Raw genomic sequence first — 15,849 nt, forward strand, 5'->3', positions numbered from 1 at the left:
TATAACTATGATTACGGTTACATTATAATCGCAAGAAATAATATTTCAACATATGTTATTATTTTCAGTTTTTTTATTTCATAAGCGAGGTGCTTTTATGGCAGTTATTTCGGTACACTATTCCTCACAATTATTGAATTCCCAAACCATAGTAAGAATTATTATGCCTGACAATATTTTGAACAAACCAGTACCAGTTATTTGGTGGTTACACGGGTTAGGAGATGATGGAAGTGTTTGGATAAGAAAGACACGTTTAGAATTAATAGCAACTCAGTATAAAGTTGCCGTCATAATTCCTGACATGCAACGATCGTTTTCTCAAAATATACAAGGTGGTCTCCCTTTTTTTGATTATATAAATAAAGAACTCCCTGAATATTTACATTCAATTTTTAATTTAAGCGACAGACGTGATGAAAATTTTTTAGTCGGTAATTCTATGGGCGGTTATGGTTCATATAAACTATCAGCAATCAGTCCAAAAAGATTCAGTTATGTTGCTACACTATCACCTGTAACTAATTTAAAAACAGTTACTACATTCATGAGGGATTTTCCATCCATTTTTACAAGTAACCCTGAAAGTATCGAAAATTTAGTAGGCTTAATGGGAAAAACACAAAACGAGCTTTCCAATATTCATTGGCTGCAATTAATGGGGGCAGATGATCCATTAAAGAGTGATAGTATCAACTTTGTCAAAGAAACTAAAGATAAATTACATATAAATTTAAATCAAAAAATTTCACCAGGAAATCATAATTGGACTTTTTGGGATAAACAGTTAACAGAAATTTTTAATTGGCTGCCCCTCCAAAAGGTTCTAACAGGAGGCATCATCCAAAAATGAATATCACAGAAAAACGTAACAAAAATTCTACCCATATTGATGAGTGCGAAACTAAAGACATTTTAAAAATAATCAATCAAGAAGATCAAACGGTTCCTAAGGTTTTGGATGATGAGAAAATATTAAACACTATGACTAAACTAATTAATGAAATTGTAAAATCTTTTCAAAAGAATGGTCATTTAATTTATGTTGGTGCCGGAACTAGCGGTAGATTAGGCGTTTTGGATGCATCAGAATGTGTTCCTACATTTGGTGTAAAACCAACCATGATCCAAGGACTAATCGCTGGTGGCAATAAAGCCCTAACGATACCAGTTGAAGGAGCAGAGGATTCTCTAACACAGGCTTCCATGGACTTACAAAAGATAAATCTTAATAAAAATGATATTGTGATAGGAATAGCTGCCAGTGGACATACGCCTTATGCTATTTCGGCATTGAATTATGCCAATGATATTGGATGCACAACTGGATCAATAAGCTGTAACCCAGATTCTGAAATTAGTAAATATGCTGACTTTCCAATCGAAGCCGTGGTGGGTCCTGAAGTTGTAACTGGCTCGACGAGAATGAAATCAGGGACTGTTCAAAAGCTTATTTTGAATATGATTTCAACCACAGCCATGATTAGATTAGGAAAGACATATAGTAATCTAATGGTTGATCTTCAACCTACTAATCATAAATTGGTCGATAGAGCTATCCGAATTATTTCTGAGGCCGCCGGTATTTCATATGAACTTGCTGAAAAATATTTTCAAGAATCTAAAAAACAGCCCAAAGTTGCTATTTTAATGGTTCTATGCAAACTGAATCGTGGTGAAGCGGAAAAGAAATTGAGAGAAACAAAGGGTAGAATTGCAGATAATATAAAATAAGAATAGTAATTCACTTAAAAAACAGCCTTCGAATAATTTCAATTATTCGAGGGCTGTTTTTTTCTATTTATTCAAAATGTTCAACATACTTCTGAGCAATTTTATTTTTATCAAAACCTAAGTCTTTCATAATTAAATCAGCATCTCCGCTTGCTCCAAAATGATTAATACCAATATTAATTCCATTCAAGCCAGTATACTGACCCCAAGACTGCGTCGATCCCATTTCAATTGACATTCTATTTACTACTTCACTTGGCAATACGCTTTCCTTGTATTCATTCGATTGTTCATTAAACAATTCAAACGAAGGTATTGATACAACCGAAACATCAATATTTTTCTTCAAAAGAATTTCTTGTACATCTAAAGCTAAACTAACTTCAGAACCAGTTGCTAAAATAATTCCATCGGAAATATCTTTTTGGCTACATGATAAGATATACCCACCTTTTTCTACACCTTTAAAAATATTATCAGAATACTTTCTCAAAGTTGGTAAACTCTGTCTGGATAATGCAAATGTTACTGGCCTATCGTTTTGATTCAAAGCAAATTTCCAAGAAGCCACCATTTCCAGCGCATCTGCTGGTCTAAACACTAACATATCTGGCATTGCACGTAAGCTATCCAATTGTTCAATTGGTTGATGAGTTGGTCCATCCTGACCAAGTGCCACAGAATCATGACTAAAAATAAACATACTTGGAATTTTTTGAAGAGCAGCTAATCTCATAGCACCCCTCATATAATCTGAGAAAACAAAAAATGTACTACCAAATGTTTTCGTCCCTCCATAAAGAGTAATTCCATTTACCGCTGCAGCTTGAGCAAATTCACGAACACCATAGAAAATATTTAGATTACTTGGCGTCTCATCACTAAATCCATCATCGTTTTCAAAATATGTTTTATTAGAACTAGAAAGATCTGCAGATCCTCCCCAGAATTCTAAACTGCTTTTTTTAGTAGCTTGTAATAACTTATGCATCGTTGCACGAGTAGCTTCATTGTCAGTGATCTCAATATTTAAATCAGAGTCATTTACTTTTGCTTTATTTTCAAAATTATCAAATAAGCGTTTTGACAATACTGGATAATTATTCTTGTATTCAGCGACTACAGATTTCCAATTGCTCTCTTCCCTAGATCCATCTTTGACAATAGTAGAAAATGTACTATAAATATTATCAGGAATCTCAAATGGACCATGACTCCAGCCTAATTTTTCTTTAGTTTCCTTAACTTCATCAGTAGTTAAAGGATTTCCATGAACTGTATGTTGATTAGCGTGTGGAGACCCATAACCTAACACAGTCTTCACTTCGATAAATGTTGGACGATTTTCTTCATCATCAGCTACTTGTAAAGCATTTTCTAATTCATCCAAATTATTTCCATCATCAACTCGTAAATAGTTCCAACCGTATGCTTCAAATCTTTCACCAGCGTTATCACTAAGTTCCTTGCTTGCACTCGAATCAAGCGTTACATTATTTGAATCAAAAAGTACGACTAGATTATTTAACTTCAAATGTCCGGCTAAACTTGCTGATTCATGGCTAATACCTTCCATCAAGTCACCATCACTAACAATAGTGTAAACTTTATTATTAATAATAGGACAATGCTCTTTATTATACAGTGAAGATAAATGTTTTTCTGCCATTGCCATACCAACAGACATACCAAAGCCCTGTCCAAGAGGACCCGTTGCTGCATCCACACCAGGAATACCTAGTTCGGGATGACCTGGTGTTTTACTTCCAAGCTTACGAAAGTCTCTCAAATCGTGCATTGAAATATCGTAACCTGCCAAATGTAATGTGGCATAAAGCATAGATGAACCATGACCTGGAGATAAAATAAAACGATCACGATTAATCCAATATGGATCTTTAGGATTTACCTTTAAATGATTTTTATATAATAAATACATCATTGGAGCAGCATCAAGTGGAAAACCCGGGTGTCCTGAATGCGCATTAGTTATCATATCAACGCTTAGTGCTCTAATAGCATTTACCGCATCCTGATCTTTTTGTGTGAATTTCATTTTAAGCATTCTCCTTTCCAATTTCTTTATTCAAATTAAGACTTGCTTTACGATGTGAACTTACAATTACTGAAACAAGAATGAATAAAATAAGTGCGGCAATAATTCCTATTGAAATTGCCACTGTTCCACCTGCTTGACCTAACCAGCCAACATAAGAACCAACAATCCCAAAATCAGAATCTGAAAACATTGCATTTCCTAATCCTATCTTTCCTAATACAGGAATTAATGCTAATGGTAAGAAACTAATAAATATACCTTGTACAAAAGCTCCTAAGACGGCCCCTCTACGTCCACCAACTGCATTACCAATAACACCTGAAGTTGCTCCACACATAAAGTGAGCGACTACTCCTGGGATTACGATTACTGTATGAAGCGTTATCATGATGATCATGCTTAAAACTCCACCAACAAAACTTGAGAAAAATCCAACAATAACAGCATTTGGTGCATATGGAAAAATAATTGGACAATCTAAAGCGGGCTTTGCATTTGGAACCAATTTTTCAGAAATACCTTTAAATGCAGGGATAATTTCATTAAGAATTAAACGTACACCTGCTAAAATTACATACACACCGGCAGCAAAGGTACCAGCCTGAATTATAGAATAAACAATGTAATTAACTCCTGAACTCATCTTTCCAACATATACTGGACCAGCAAAAATGGCTAAAATAACATAAATTACAACCATGGTTAGAGTAATAGAAACTGTAGAATCACGTAAAAATGATACGCTCTTTGGAATCTTTAGGTCTTCAGTGGACTTTGATTTGTTACCAAAGATTTTTGCTACAACACCTGAAATAAAGTACCCAAAATCACCAGTATGTGCTAAAGCAACACTATCACTATGCGTTACTTCTTTTATAAACGGCTGAACCAATGCTGGCATTAATGTATCTGCGACACCCAGTGCTATTCCACCTAAAATAATTAATGGCCAAGTTGAAAAACCGGCAACCGACATGATTACGGCAAGCATAGCCGACATATAAATCATTACATGACCTGATAGATAGATATACTTAAAACTAGTAAATCTAGCCAGTAAAACGTTTACAATCATGCTTACTAACATGATCAATGCTGTCGAACTACCATAAGTAACTAATACAGTTGCGACAACAGCCTCGTTATTAGGTATAACTCCTTGAACGTTAAATGCATGAATAAACATTTTACCCATTGGAGCTAATGCTCCAGATACAATTCCAGCACCACCAGATAATACTAAAAATCCAATAAAGGTTTTTATACCATCTGTCATCACATCTGAAAAACTTTTCTTTTGTAAAACTAAGCCTAAAATGGCAATTAAAGCTACCAAAATAGCTGGTGTCTTTACAATACTAATAATTAAATCCAAAGTAGCAGTCATATTAAGAATCCCCCTTTAAATCAAATTTTCTTGTTTCAAAAAATCAATCATTTTTTTCTCAAGCTCATCTTTGTCGATGATACTAGTAAGAACAGTAACCTTATCCTTTCCCAATCTGTCCTCCGCTGCATCAGCTAAATCCCGACCAACAAAGAAATGATCTGCTGATTCTGGACTAGCGCTCCCCATATCCATATGAGTTGTTTCAACATCCTTTATTTCCAATTTCTTAAGGATATCAGCCATATTCATATCTACCATAAAGCTTGATCCTAAACCCGTACTACATACTGCTGCTAGTTTCATTTTCTTCACTCCTTAAAATTACATTTAAAAATTCATTTTTATTCTTGGAATCTAATAACTGTTTTAATTTCTTTCTATCTCCTAAAATATTGGCTAGCTCCGACAAAGCCTTTAAATGTGAGGTTGAATCAACAGCAGCTAAAACAAAAATTAATCGAATCTTATGATTTGAATCCACTAAATCAATTGGTCTATTTAATTTCAAAACTGCCATACTTAAATTCTTAACACCCATCTCAGGACGAGCATGAGCTAAGGCCACCTGACTCCCTATATTTATATAAGGACCATTCTTATTAACACTGCCAATCATCGCATCTATATAGCTATCGGATATATCACCATTAATTAATAATGGAGCAGCTGCCCTTTTAATTGCTTCTTCCCATGAAAAATTTGCTGTATCAGAAAATTGAATCCTGCTCAAATCTATAAGTTCACTTAACATTGGCTGATACCCCCTTTCAATTTTTGGTTTTGGATCAATATCAAATGTAAGGATTTCCTTTAATCCAATAATTAATTGACTAATATTATTTATTTCTGCATTATCAGCTATCACATCTAGTAATGACTTTAATTGATTATTAGATTGCTTTGAAAAAATAATGTTGTGTATAGCAAGTTCTTTTCTTAACCTATTAATTTCTGATTCATTTAATATTGAATTTACCGTAATAACATCACGATTACGTTTCTTCAAAGTAATAGTTGAAATGACAATATCGGGTTTTATTTTTGTTATAGAATTATATTCATTTTCAGAAATTGGACCAATCAATTTTAAACTTGGAAAGATATTATTAAGTTGTGCCATTAAGAATCTCGATGTTCCAATCCCACTTGAACAAACAATTAAAGCACTCTTCTTAGTTCCGTTTTCTTTAATTATTTGAGCTCCAAAATATATTGCTATTAGAGATATCTCATTCTCATGCAATTTTTCACCATTCAATTTTTCAAAAGGATAAATTGAAATTCTGGTATAAGTGTAAATATCTGGATATTCATTCTTTATTTGATCATCTCCATCAGTATATTGATGATGATATTTAACCCGATAATAAGTAGCCAATAAATGTCCATACAGATCATGCTCTAGTTGAGTTTCATCTTTAAAAATCGTCCCAGAAATATTTTTGAAATTTTTGATGATTTTTCCAGTAATATTAAAAATTCTATTTTTGACTTTCCCTCTGGAAAGAATACTTTGCGTACCCCTTTGACCCTCCAATAATAAACTTTCAAGATACAAACATTCGTCAGTATCGTCAGCTAAATTTCGACCAAATTGAATTATAAAGGTACGAATAAGCTTAAACTCCACATTATTCTTCATATCTTCTATTTCAGATTTATCGCTTATAAATTCCTTAGATAAAAGTAATTTATTATTCATCATTCTATAAAGAACAAAAGAATAATAATTTTCAAAAAATAATCTCATATTATCTGTATAAGTAATTTCTAAATCCAATTCTATTTTCTTTACCCAATCATGCAATATAGATTTCAAGTTAAGGAGTTCTGAAAATATTTTTGACGGCTGTATTTGTCTCCAAAAAATTTCTAATAATTTTGAATTTTGTTCAAATTTAGACCTACAAAAATCTCTTATATTTAGCTCTCTACCCACCAATTGATGACCTTTTTGATTAGATTCCAGATAAATTGCATGTTCTTTCAATTCATTTCTTAAAATATTTAAATCGGATAAAATTGTGTTTTTACTAACATCTTCCAACCTAATTATTTTCTTTGTTGTTACTTGATCATTCAAAAATAACAATAATAAATCTATTGTCCTTCTTTTGGTTGACGTTAATTTTCCGATTTTATTTATTCTTTTATCACCAAGTATTTCTTGTATTTTTATCTTACTTTCATCAATTAAAAAATATCCTTGGTGATAAACATTCCTTGGTGGAACTATCTTTAAATTCAGGCATTTATTACTTATACTTCTAAAAAATGTATAAATAGATCTTTTAGAGAATCCCATCTTCTCAGCTAAAGAATTAATATTTTGATAACTATTGGCATTTATCAATATTTTTAGGAGTTTCGTTTCATTTTGTGTAAAACGTTTCGTCATGACTAATCCCTCCTACAAAAACATTATATGAAAGCGCTTAAAATCATAAAAGAGCAAAAACTTCATCTAACTTTATGAAAAACTGAACCATTTATTGAGAAGGAAAATGTATTTATACGATTTTATAATTTTTGGCATTATTGTGGAAGCGATATCTTTTATAGTTGACTTCTACCTGCCAGACAACAATAATTGAAGTAATATCAATTATTGGAGGCACTTATATGAAACAACGTTACATTGGTGAAACTAATTGGCAAGCTTCTGCAATTGCCCTAGGTATCATGCGTATGAACAGTTTAAGTCCAAAACAAGCCGCTGAAGCTATCGACACGGCTTACGATAATGGGATCAATTTCATTGATTCAGCCGATATCTACGGTGATGGCGATTCTGAAAAAATCTTCGGCCAAGCCTTAAAACAAAGTGGTGTTCAAAGAGACAACTTGTACATTCAATCTAAGGGTGGAATTGTTTCTGGAAAAAGATACGATTTTTCTAAGCAGCATTTAATTGACGCCGTTGATGGATCACTTGAACGTATGGGCGTCGACTATCTGGACTCATTTCTAGTCCATAGACCAGATCCTTTAATGGAACCAGAAGAGGTTGCTCAGGCATTCGATGAATTACAAACAGCTGGTAAAGTTCGTCACTTCGGTGTTTCTAATTTTAATCCTCAACAATATTTGCTACTTCAAGAAGCAGTTAATCAAAGACTTATTATCAACCAGTTGCAATTCAGTATCATGCACTCCGGAATGATTGACTTTGGATTGCACACTAACATGACTGATGCACGTTCAATCAACCATGATGGTGGCCTCTTAGAGTTTTCCAGACGCATGGGTGTAACCGTTCAAGCCTGGTCACCATTCCAATACGGTAACTTTGCTGGAACATTCATCAATAGTGATAAGTTCCCCGACTTGAATAAGAAATTACAAGAGTTAGCCGACAAATATGGCGCAAGTAAAAACGCCATTGCCGCAGCCTGGATTCTCAGACATCCCGCTGATATTCAAGTTATTATCGGAACAATGAATCCTGAACACATCGCTGACAGTGCTAAAGGTGGAGACATCAATTTAACCAAGCAAGAGTGGTATGACATCTACTTCGCCGCTGGCAATGATTTACCTTAAAATGAGTTTATAAATAAAGACTCCGAAAGAATTCTTAATTGAGTTCTATCGGAGCCTTATTTGTTTAATAAATTTTTGCCCAAACTATTTTCATGTTATAATTTACCCCGTTATAACGCTTAGAATCGAGGACTATAAATGACCGAAGAAACTGAACCATCTCTGGTAAATCAAGTAACTGAAGGTATGAAATGGCAAATTCATCATACGAAGAAACAAATCGAATCTCTTAAAAAAGCTACAACTAGAATCGGCAATTCTGATGAATTAAAAGTTAAAGGAACCCTCTTAAAATCCTATGCTAATCAAATCGACCTAAAAAAAGGGTACGTTATCCTACCCGACTATCGTAATCCAGATCAAAAAATCACTATCTATTTGGATGTTAAGAAGTCAATTATGGAAAACGCTGAAACGTACTTCCACCAATATCGAAGGGATAAACGTGGCTTAGAAACTATCCAACAGAATTTACAAAAAGCCCAAGTTGCTCTTCAAAAACAGCTTGATAGACAATCTTCTTTTGATCCAAACAATTTGGAACAAATGGAAGTTATCAAACAACAATTAATTGATGAGGATGCTTTGAAAACAAAAGTTTTACATTCTTCAAAAGCTCCAGAACCAGCCCATCCACGACGTTTTTATACAACTGATCACGTCCTAGTAGAGGTTGGTAAAAATAGTGACCAAAATGATCACCTCACTTTGAGCGCTGAAAAAGATTACTATTGGATGCACGTTAGTGAATTAGCTGGCTCACATGTTGTAATTCATAGCAGTACTCCCTCCAAACAGACATTAAAAGAGGCTGCCATGTTAACTGCGTATTATAGCAAAGGACGCGATCTGAAAAACGTTGAGGTTGATGTCTTAAAAGTTGGCCAACTTTACAAACCTGAGGGAGCAAAATCTGGACTTGTCTTGTTCACTGGAAAAGCAAAAACGTTAACTGTCACTCCAAACGAACAATTACCACAAAAACTGATTGAAAAATAACGGAACGGAACACATTTTCAGTTTAATAACTGAAAGTGTATTTCGTCCCGTTTTTAATTAATTTTCTTCAATTTTCGGCTCGCTTTTCTATAAACTAGATAAGTGGTAATTGGCACGGTCAAAATAACGCCAATCGTACAGATCAAAGTCGTTAGTACTTCTGCTACAACCAATTTATCATTAATAATATCGGTAAACTTATAACCCAATGAGTGAATCAAAAAGAACAATGGGAATGTTGCCGAGAAGAAATTGAATAGAAGCGTGTTAGTCTGTGTATTCAAAATTTTATTTCCAACTGAAAAACCATCATCAAAGATTTCCTTAGGCGTCAAAGTTGGCTTATTCAAAACAATTTCGTTTAATCCACTAGTTATGGCAACACTAGTTTCCGAAATGACACCTAAACTATTGATCACAATGATTGCCGTCGCTAATCGTGGGAAAGAAATTCCCGCCGCCAAAGAAAATGACTCTAACTCATCTTGATTTTCAGCACCCAATCCTTGAGCACTTGCCCAATACTCTAAAGGAATCGTAATCAGTAAGATAAACAACATTATTAACATCGACGTTTGAAAAGCAGTATTAGCTGTTTCACCGTTCTCAACATTCATATAAATTGCCACGATTAAAATGACCACGGAAATGAGTACTGTCGTGACCAAAATATTAAAACCGTCAGCAATTAATATCAGTAAAGCAATCACGGAAATAACATTGATTCCCAAACCAAAGAGCAACGTAAGCCCTCTAGTTCCAGTAACGAGTAATAGTAGAACCACAAAAGTTGCGAATAAATAAAGCATTATTTCAACCTCCTTGTTATAACCTTGCTAGCAATGAAACTAGTTATTGGCACTGTCAAAACGATTCCAATAGCACTAATCAACAATTGACCAATACCCAAGCTTAGCGTCATATTTAACGTATAACTAATCGAGTTGCCGTTACTCAAATACAACAAAACGATATTTAAATTTTGAGCTATTACAATGAATAACAAGATATTGATTAACGGACCAATCAATTCTCGTCCAATATTGATCCCAGATTTAAACAAAGTTTTATCAGTAACTTCAGAAACTTCTTTTTTCATTTCAATTAAAGATGAAGATATATCCATGGTTTCATCCAAAATGACTCCCAAAACTCCAAACAATACTTGCGATAAAAAGACACTTAGATATGGCTGTAATTCAAAGTCATTAAGTTCCAGATGCATCCCGCTGTAACCCGTCATTCCCAAGATAAAAGTACTCAACAATATAGCTGCAGCCGTAGAAATCACGGTACTCGAGTATGCCATTAACATTGAATACGACGGTCCTAAAATGACTAATAGAGCCGTTGCAGATATTAATAACGACGTTATAACGGTTAACGGCAATAAGACACTATTATGCGTTCCGATAATTATTTGCAAATATCCAAAATAAATCACTGCATTGATCAAAACACTAATGAACAATTTCTTTCGATCAAATTTCATGCAATAAAGTAAGAATATTACTAAGCCAAACGTGAATACCAATGGCGTATCACGTTTAATATTTTTAGCAGTATAACTTCTACCACTCTTAGAAAGAATTACTTGCTGCCCAACACGATACTTATTGTCGATCAATTGCGACTTATAGTACGTATTTTTAAAAGTTATCTTTTTGCCTTTATTCTTCGTATTGAGCAAATTACCAGTAACTTTTTGAGTTATCTCAGTATCAGTATTTTTATATTCATCAGTCGATGTCTTTTTATTGGTCGTATCAACCTGCTCTACTTTAACAATCGGATCTTGATACAAAAAACTGTCAAAGTAAGATAATCCTGTTGCAAACAAGACTACCAATCCAACAATCACTAATATTCGTATATTTTTTTTCATAAAAATTTCCTCGCATTTCTGCTTATGACTACATTATATGTTTTTTCAGAAAATTTTTAATTATTTTCCCATTATTAATTTGTAGTTGACAAGATTCGATTTATGAAATATATTTGAAACATCAAATTCGTTAGGAGATTTTATTATGACAAAAACATACTCTCTCAACATCGCGAATATTCGTTGGCAAAGCCGATAACTCAGATTGATCCGATATGGATTCAGTCTGAGAGGATTGTATCCATGTCGGCTTATTAAACTATGATAATTTTAGAGCCCACATGGAATTTTTTACAAAAGACCATGTGGGTATTTTATTTTTTGGCAATCCCACAAACTCTGGGATTGCCTTTTTAATTTGGGGGAATTTAACGATGAAACATACGAGAAGACTTTACATAACCTTAGTTGCTTTAACTGCTTTTTTAGTCTTTGCTTTCTTTTATACCGGACATACCGATGCAAAGAAGCAAAATGCCATTCCTAAAGTAGGAATCTTGCAATTAATGTCGCATCCAGCTTTGGACCAAATCAATAAAGGAATCAACGATACCTTGAAAAAGCACGGCTATATCAATGGCAAAAATATTAAAATTGAGTTTCAAAATGCTCAAAACGACCAAAGTAATCTAAGAACTATCAGTAAGCAGTTTGTGCAAGATAACGTTGACGTAGCAGTAGGAATCGCCACACCATCAGTTCAATCACTTAAAAATGCTACCAGCAAAACACCAATCGTTATGGGGGCGGTAACCGATCCTGAAGGAGCCGGTATTATCTCAAACAATAAAAAACCGGGCGGAAATATTACAGGTGTCTCCGATCAAGCACCATTAAAAGCCCAATTAAATTTAATGAAACAAGTTATTCCAAATTTAAAAACTATCGGTATTATTTATACTTCCAGCGATGCTTCAGCAACTAGTCAAATGAAAAAAATGAAGAAACTGGCTTCACAACAAGGAATTAAGGTAGAGATATCCAGTATTAATTCAGTTAATGACATTCAACAAGTTGCCTCATCGTTGATTGAAAAATCGCAAACTATTTATGTTCCAACTGATAACACTGTAGCCAGCGGTATGAAATTATTGACTTCCATTGCTGCAAAACAAAATAAAGCTGTTTTCCCTGCAGCAACTACCATGGTTAAGGATGGCGGTTTAGCTACGGTTGGTTTGAGTCAATATGAACTCGGAGAAAAAACTGGTGAACATGTAGTTAGAATTCTCCAAGGAAAAGAAAAGACCGCTACTACGCCAGTTACCTTTATGCAAAAAGGGCATCTTATCTTAAATGAAAAAATGGCTAAGAAATTAAATATTCAATTTTCCAACTCACTTATTAAAGAAGCTCAAAAGAAAGGACAAATAATCAAATGAATTTAATCGTATCTACTATCAGTCAGGGCTTCATCTGGTCCATAATGGCTATCGGCTTATTTATAACTTTTCGAATCCTAGATTTTCCTGATATGACCGTTGAAGGAAGTTTTCCACTTGGCGCCGTAACAGCAGTAAGTTTGATTCAACAAGGACATTCAACACTTTTAGCGCTTTTCATGGCTTTTGTCTTCGGTTGTTTAGCCGGATTTGCCACAGCTTTTCTTTATGCAAAATTAAACGTACCAATTCTTTTAGCCGGAATTTTAACTATGACCGCTATGTACTCTATCAATTTGAGGATTTTGGGTAAGGCTAATATGTCTTTAACTAAATCCAACAATATTTTCAATGAATTTGGCTTAGACAAATTACCCACTAATTTCAATGGAATCATTCTTGGCGTTATCGTTATAACGATAATTATTTTCTTATTAATCATTTTTCTAAATACCGAAAAAGGCCAAGCCGTTATCGCTACAGGCGACAACGAAACTATGGCCGCATCCCTTGGTATCAATACTACTGTTATGAAGTTTATTGGATTGATGGTCTCAAATGGTATCGTCGCTTTAACCGGAGGATTAATTGCCCAACAGAATGGTTTTGCGGACGTTAACATGGGAATCGGCGTCATCGTTATCGGACTTTCCGCCATTATTATCGGTGAGGTAATCTATCCCGATGTACCACTAAGCATTCGCTTGATTACCATTGTCATTGGTAGTATCGTCTACCGTCTAATTTTGATGATCGTTCTACAATTAGGTTTCAATACCAACGATTTAAAATTGATTTCGGCAATTATTTTGGCACTTTGCCTTGCCCTACCAACTATTCGTGAACAATTCCTAAAAACTATGAGAAACGGGGTCAAGACAAAATGAAACCATTACTAGAAATTAAACATGCTGTCAAAACTATCTATAATGATGACGAAAATTTGAATATTCTCAATGACATTAATTTATCTATTAATCCTAAAGATTTTCTAGTCGTCTTAGGGACAAATGGAGCTGGTAAATCAACTTTAATGGATGCCATCACTGGAACCAATGAACTAACTTCAGGAAAAATTTTATTGAACGGCAAAGATATTACTGATGAGAATTTGGCTAAACGCAGTCGTAATATCAGTCGCGTCTACCAAGATCCAAAATCGGGGACAGCACCACGAATGACCGTTGCTGAAAATCTACTTTTAGCAAAACGCCGTGGACTACCAAGACGATTGTATTTACGCCACCTAAAGGAAAATCTTCCTGAATTTCAAAAATTAATCTCCAATTTACCTACCTTAGATAATCGTTTGAATACTTTCACTGAGAAACTCTCTGGAGGTCAAAGACAGACATTAAGTTTTCTGATGGCAATCATTCAAAAACCCGAGTTATTGTTATTAGACGAACACACAGCAGCTCTGGACCCTCAGACAAGTAAAGACTTAATGGAATTAACTAATAAAGTTATTTTGGAAAAAGAACTGACCTGCATGATGATCACACACGACCTCTCCGACGCTATGAACTATGGCAATCGCTTGATTGTTTTGAAAAAAGGAAAAATAATTCTTGATCTTGATCAATCCGAAAAAGACAAACTAAAGGAAAAAGATTTACTACAATATTTCTGAAACAAACTGCTAAACAACTTAGAACTTTTTTGGGCTAATCGAGTAAGAGGTAACAATCAATCACCTTCTACTCGATTTTGACGATTTGAGTAATTGGGATCGTGCAATAAAGCAATTTCTCCGCGTTCAATCTCAGTTAAGTGCTGTCCTTTTGTTCTTTTTATGGTATCCTGTTCTAGCATCAAGGCGAAAATCTTCTTTCATTGTTAGTGTAGGAACTCCAATGATACCTGATTTTTTACGTCTTGGTGTTCTTTTATTTATTTTTTCTTAAGATGGCTAACTTGATTATAAAATTCGCCAAAGGAAGTATTATGAAAAATATTTAAAAAAATAAATAAATCCATTTTGACGGATCTAAAATCTTTAAAAAATTATTCAAAAAATTTTTTCTAAAAGTTCCCTTTTGTTTCTTTATTACCCAATCTATCAGTGTTTTGAAGGTGGCAATTAGTAAACAAATTATTACATAGCTGATTAAAAATATCATTAAATATTCTAGTGCATTATATAGAAAGTTAAAGACGGCTTTTTGCATTTTTATTTCACCCTTGTTATTGTACCCGTGTACCAATTATAAACACGGGGAAAATTATGAAGTCAAGAATTTATAAATCAATATTATTATCAATGAGCGTAGTAACATTATTTAGTGGTTCTATTTCTGAAACGTTAACAGTGGATGCTGCTACGGAGATTACTTCTTCAGATTCAAATAGTAACGAAATTGATGAACTTTTAAATCAATTACCAGAAAATAAACAAACTGAATTTCAAGCATTCGTTTCTGAATATAATATCTCACCTTCAGATCAAATCAGTTGGTTAAATGATGCTATACAATTTCAAAACACACCAAGTCCAAGATGGAAAGGTTGGTTGGCAAAACAAGCTATTAAATTGGCTTTAAAGAGAGCTGGTAAGTCTGCATCAGATGTTTGGATTGCAAAACAAGTCTTAAAATTTAACGGGACTGTTCAGAGTTTTAAAATGGGATTGACTGATTCATTAGTTAGTTTAGGTGTGAATAGAAAGGTTGCATCTGGAATTGTATCTGGAGTGTCATTTATTGTATTTTAGGATCAATTAAATGTCATTATAATATAGTAAGTAATAGTCACTAAAGTAATATTAGTGGATATTTTCTTAATTAAAAACATCCTTCGATTCAATCAGAAGGATGTTTTTAATAACCGTAAATTGTAAAATTAATCCGAACGCCTA

Annotated in this window: 14 protein-coding genes and 1 pseudogene; 8 read left to right on the top strand and 7 right to left on the bottom strand. The window is 33.8% G+C overall.

The window, feature by feature from the left end; all coding sequences use genetic code 11:
* The first annotated feature begins 97 nt into the window (after positions 1-97).
* The gene (locus tag LA20249_RS07820) at positions 98-853 is read left to right on the top strand and encodes an alpha/beta hydrolase (RefSeq protein ID WP_057737342.1); all 756 of its coding nucleotides are present in this window, start codon (positions 98-100) and stop codon (positions 851-853) included.
* Positions 850-1,734 (top strand): N-acetylmuramic acid 6-phosphate etherase, encoded by an 885-nt coding sequence (murQ, locus tag LA20249_RS07825; RefSeq protein WP_057737344.1) that lies wholly within the window; start codon positions 850-852, stop codon positions 1,732-1,734. Before LA20249_RS07820 ends, murQ begins: the two co-directional genes overlap by 4 nt.
* A 67-nt stretch (positions 1,735-1,801) precedes the next feature.
* On the opposite strand, the gene tkt is transcribed toward murQ, so the two are convergent.
* From tkt to LA20249_RS07845, 4 genes are read right to left on the bottom strand one after another with little or no spacing between them, the layout of a single operon-like run.
* Positions 1,802-3,790 carry a transketolase gene (gene tkt / locus LA20249_RS07830; protein ID WP_057737346.1) on the bottom strand — a complete coding sequence of 663 codons (1,989 nt, stop codon included), beginning with the start codon at positions 3,788-3,790 and terminating at the stop codon, positions 1,802-1,804.
* 1 nt (position 3,791) lies between these two features.
* On the bottom strand, positions 3,792-5,180 hold the full coding sequence (locus tag LA20249_RS07835; protein WP_057737348.1) for a PTS ascorbate transporter subunit IIC: 1,389 nt from the start codon (positions 5,178-5,180) through the stop codon (positions 3,792-3,794).
* Positions 5,181-5,195: 15 nt separating this feature from the next.
* Positions 5,196-5,486, bottom strand: coding sequence for a PTS sugar transporter subunit IIB (locus LA20249_RS07840; protein WP_057737350.1), 291 nt, complete (start codon positions 5,484-5,486; stop codon positions 5,196-5,198).
* Positions 5,464-7,581 (bottom strand): BglG family transcription antiterminator, encoded by a 2,118-nt coding sequence (locus tag LA20249_RS07845; protein ID WP_057737352.1) that lies wholly within the window; start codon positions 7,579-7,581, stop codon positions 5,464-5,466. Before LA20249_RS07845 ends, LA20249_RS07840 begins: the two co-directional genes overlap by 23 nt.
* Positions 7,582-7,805: 224 nt before the next feature.
* Here LA20249_RS07845 and LA20249_RS07850 point away from each other — a divergent pair, with 224 nt between their 5' ends.
* Positions 7,806-8,726 (top strand): aldo/keto reductase, encoded by a 921-nt coding sequence (locus LA20249_RS07850; protein ID WP_057737354.1) that lies wholly within the window; start codon positions 7,806-7,808, stop codon positions 8,724-8,726.
* A gap of 138 nt (positions 8,727-8,864) precedes the next feature.
* Positions 8,865-9,725 carry an NFACT RNA binding domain-containing protein gene (locus LA20249_RS07855; RefSeq protein WP_057737356.1) on the top strand — a complete coding sequence of 287 codons (861 nt, stop codon included), beginning with the start codon at positions 8,865-8,867 and terminating at the stop codon, positions 9,723-9,725.
* A 53-nt stretch (positions 9,726-9,778) separates the two neighbouring features.
* Here LA20249_RS07855 and LA20249_RS07860 read toward each other — a convergent pair whose 3' ends face one another.
* Both LA20249_RS07860 and LA20249_RS07865 read right to left on the bottom strand, forming a co-directional pair.
* Positions 9,779-10,534: a YibE/F family protein gene (locus LA20249_RS07860; RefSeq protein ID WP_057737358.1), complete on the bottom strand. Its 756-nt coding sequence runs from the start codon at positions 10,532-10,534 to the stop codon at positions 9,779-9,781.
* Positions 10,534-11,610, bottom strand: a complete 1,077-nt coding sequence (locus LA20249_RS07865) for a YibE/F family protein (protein ID WP_057737360.1) — start codon at positions 11,608-11,610, stop codon at positions 10,534-10,536. The genes LA20249_RS07860 and LA20249_RS07865 overlap by 1 nt, the downstream gene beginning before the upstream one ends.
* A 374-nt stretch (positions 11,611-11,984) precedes the next feature.
* On the opposite strand from LA20249_RS07865, the gene trpX reads away from it, so the two are divergent.
* From trpX to LA20249_RS07880, 3 genes are read left to right on the top strand one after another with little or no spacing between them, the layout of a single operon-like run.
* A complete protein-coding gene (trpX, locus tag LA20249_RS07870) occupies positions 11,985-12,992 on the top strand; it encodes a tryptophan ABC transporter substrate-binding protein (RefSeq protein ID WP_057737362.1) in 1,008 nt (335 codons plus the stop codon).
* The gene (locus LA20249_RS07875; RefSeq protein ID WP_057737364.1) at positions 12,989-13,879 is read left to right on the top strand and encodes an ABC transporter permease; all 891 of its coding nucleotides are present in this window, start codon (positions 12,989-12,991) and stop codon (positions 13,877-13,879) included. Before trpX ends, LA20249_RS07875 begins: the two co-directional genes overlap by 4 nt.
* Positions 13,876-14,625, top strand: coding sequence for an ABC transporter ATP-binding protein (locus tag LA20249_RS07880; protein ID WP_057737366.1), 750 nt, complete (start codon positions 13,876-13,878; stop codon positions 14,623-14,625). Before LA20249_RS07875 ends, LA20249_RS07880 begins: the two co-directional genes overlap by 4 nt.
* Positions 14,626-14,702: 77 nt before the next feature.
* Here LA20249_RS07880 and LA20249_RS12115 read toward each other — a convergent pair.
* Positions 14,703-14,807: pseudogene (locus LA20249_RS12115) on the bottom strand (IS30 family transposase); the annotation flags it as partial.
* A gap of 412 nt (positions 14,808-15,219) precedes the next feature.
* On the opposite strand from LA20249_RS12115, the gene LA20249_RS07890 reads away from it, so the two are divergent.
* Positions 15,220-15,705 carry a hypothetical protein gene (locus LA20249_RS07890; protein WP_057737369.1) on the top strand — a complete coding sequence of 162 codons (486 nt, stop codon included), beginning with the start codon at positions 15,220-15,222 and terminating at the stop codon, positions 15,703-15,705.
* The last annotated feature ends 144 nt before the right edge of the window (positions 15,706-15,849 follow it).

The organism is Companilactobacillus alimentarius DSM 20249 (assembly GCF_002849895.1).
Lineage (GTDB): Bacteria > Bacillota > Bacilli > Lactobacillales > Lactobacillaceae > Companilactobacillus > Companilactobacillus alimentarius.

What these genes read in the sequence shown, in the direction of transcription:
- LA20249_RS07875 (WP_057737364.1), top strand. Translation starts at nt 12,989, where the DNA reads ATGAATTTAATCGTATCTACTATCAGTCAGGGCTTCATCTGGTCCATA.
- trpX (WP_057737362.1), top strand. Translation starts at nt 11,985, where the DNA reads ATGAAACATACGAGAAGACTTTACATAACCTTAGTTGCTTTAACTGCT.
- LA20249_RS07860 (WP_057737358.1), bottom strand. Translation starts at nt 10,534, where the DNA reads ATGCTTTATTTATTCGCAACTTTTGTGGTTCTACTATTACTCGTTACT.
- tkt (WP_057737346.1), bottom strand. Translation starts at nt 3,790, where the DNA reads ATGAAATTCACACAAAAAGATCAGGATGCGGTAAATGCTATTAGAGCA.
- LA20249_RS07850 (WP_057737354.1), top strand. Translation starts at nt 7,806, where the DNA reads ATGAAACAACGTTACATTGGTGAAACTAATTGGCAAGCTTCTGCAATT.
- murQ (WP_057737344.1), top strand. Translation starts at nt 850, where the DNA reads ATGAATATCACAGAAAAACGTAACAAAAATTCTACCCATATTGATGAG.
- LA20249_RS07845 (WP_057737352.1), bottom strand. Translation starts at nt 7,581, where the DNA reads ATGACGAAACGTTTTACACAAAATGAAACGAAACTCCTAAAAATATTG.
- LA20249_RS07855 (WP_057737356.1), top strand. Translation starts at nt 8,865, where the DNA reads ATGACCGAAGAAACTGAACCATCTCTGGTAAATCAAGTAACTGAAGGT.
- LA20249_RS07820 (WP_057737342.1), top strand. Translation starts at nt 98, where the DNA reads ATGGCAGTTATTTCGGTACACTATTCCTCACAATTATTGAATTCCCAA.
- LA20249_RS07835 (WP_057737348.1), bottom strand. Translation starts at nt 5,180, where the DNA reads ATGACTGCTACTTTGGATTTAATTATTAGTATTGTAAAGACACCAGCT.
- LA20249_RS07890 (WP_057737369.1), top strand. Translation starts at nt 15,220, where the DNA reads ATGAAGTCAAGAATTTATAAATCAATATTATTATCAATGAGCGTAGTA.
- LA20249_RS07865 (WP_057737360.1), bottom strand. Translation starts at nt 11,610, where the DNA reads ATGAAAAAAAATATACGAATATTAGTGATTGTTGGATTGGTAGTCTTG.
- LA20249_RS07880 (WP_057737366.1), top strand. Translation starts at nt 13,876, where the DNA reads ATGAAACCATTACTAGAAATTAAACATGCTGTCAAAACTATCTATAAT.
- LA20249_RS07840 (WP_057737350.1), bottom strand. Translation starts at nt 5,486, where the DNA reads ATGAAACTAGCAGCAGTATGTAGTACGGGTTTAGGATCAAGCTTTATG.